The organism is Tenacibaculum adriaticum, from assembly GCF_008124875.1.
In the GTDB taxonomy this organism is placed as follows: domain Bacteria; phylum Bacteroidota; class Bacteroidia; order Flavobacteriales; family Flavobacteriaceae; genus Polaribacter; species Polaribacter adriaticus.
The window spans coordinates 1-1,477 of sequence record NZ_VNIA01000015.1; the positions used below are offsets into that span (position 1 = coordinate 1).

At 46.4% G+C, this 1,477-nt stretch carries 1 protein-coding gene; it reads right to left on the minus strand.

Translation table 11 applies throughout. The annotated features are described in order from the left end of the window. On the minus strand, positions 1-1,477 hold a 1,477-nt coding region (locus tag C7447_RS14635), incomplete at both ends, for a cadherin-like domain-containing protein (RefSeq protein WP_148871265.1).

Below are 1,477 nucleotides of genomic sequence, written 5' to 3' on the forward strand. Positions count from 1 at the left end.
TTCCGATTACATTGATGGCTACTGCGGTGTCTTCCTCCGTGGTTGCTGTATCTGTATTGGCTACCGGTGCATCGTTCACATCATTTATTGTAACGCTTACTGTGGCTGTAGCACAGGCTCCGTCATCATCACATACAGAGTATTCAAAAGCATCTGTTCCAAAGAACTCTGCATTTGGGGTATAGGTGATCTGACCAGTTACAGGATCAATAGCGATGGTTCCGTTTGCTGGAGCCGTGATCTCTGTTACACTTGTTGGATCTATCGTTCCGTCTACATCCGTATCGTTTCCGATTACATTGATGGCTACTGCGGTGTCTTCCTCCGTGGTTGCCGTATCTGTATTGGCTACCGGTGCATCGTTCACATCATTTATTGTAACGTTTACTGTGGCTGTAGCACAGGCTCCGTCATCATCACACACTGAGTATTCAAAAGCATCTGTTCCAAAGAACTCTGCATTTGGGGTATAGGTGATCTGACCAGTTACAGGATCAATAGCGATGGTTCCGTTTGTTGGAGCCGTGATCTCTGTTACACTTGTTGGATCTATCGTTCCGTCTACATCCGTATCGTTTCCGATTACATTGATGGCTACTGCGGTGTCTTCCTCCGTGGTTGCTGTATCTGTATTGGCTACCGGTGCATCGTTCACATCATTTATTGTAACGTTTACTGTGGCTGTAGCACAGGCTCCGTCATCATCACATACAGAGTATTCAAAAGCATCGGTTCCAAAGAACTCTGCATTTGGGGTATAGGTGATCTGACCAGTTACAGGATCAATAGCGATGGTTCCGTTTGCTGGAGCCGTGATCTCTGTTACACTTGTTGGATCGATGGTTCCGTCTAGATCCGTATCGTTTCCGATTACATTGATGGCTACTGCGGTGTCTTCCTCCGTGGTTGCCGTATCTGTATTGGCTACCGGTGCATCGTTCACATCATTTATTGTAACGTTTACTGTGGCTGTAGCACAGGCTCCGTCATCATCACACACTGAGTATTCAAAAGCATCTGTTCCAAAGAACTCTGCATTTGGGGTATAGGTGATCTGACCAGTTACAGGATCAATAGCGATGGTTCCGTTTGTTGGAGCCGTGATCTCTGTTACACTTGTTGGATCTATCGTTCCGTCTACATCCGTATCGTTTCCGATTACATTGATGGCTACTGCGGTGTCTTCCTCTGTGGTTGCTGTATCTGTATTGGCTACCGGTGCATCGTTCACATCATTTATTGTAACGCTTACTGTGGCTGTAGCACAGGCTCCGTCATCATCACATACAGAGTATTCAAAAGCATCTGTTCCAAAGAACTCTGCATTTGGGGTATAGGTGATCTGACCAGTTACAGGATCAATAGCGATGGTTCCGTTTGCTGGCGCTGTTACTTGTGTTACCGAAGTAGGGTCGATGGTTCCGTCTAGATCCGTATCGTTTCCGATTACATTGATGGCTACTGCGGTGTCTTCCTC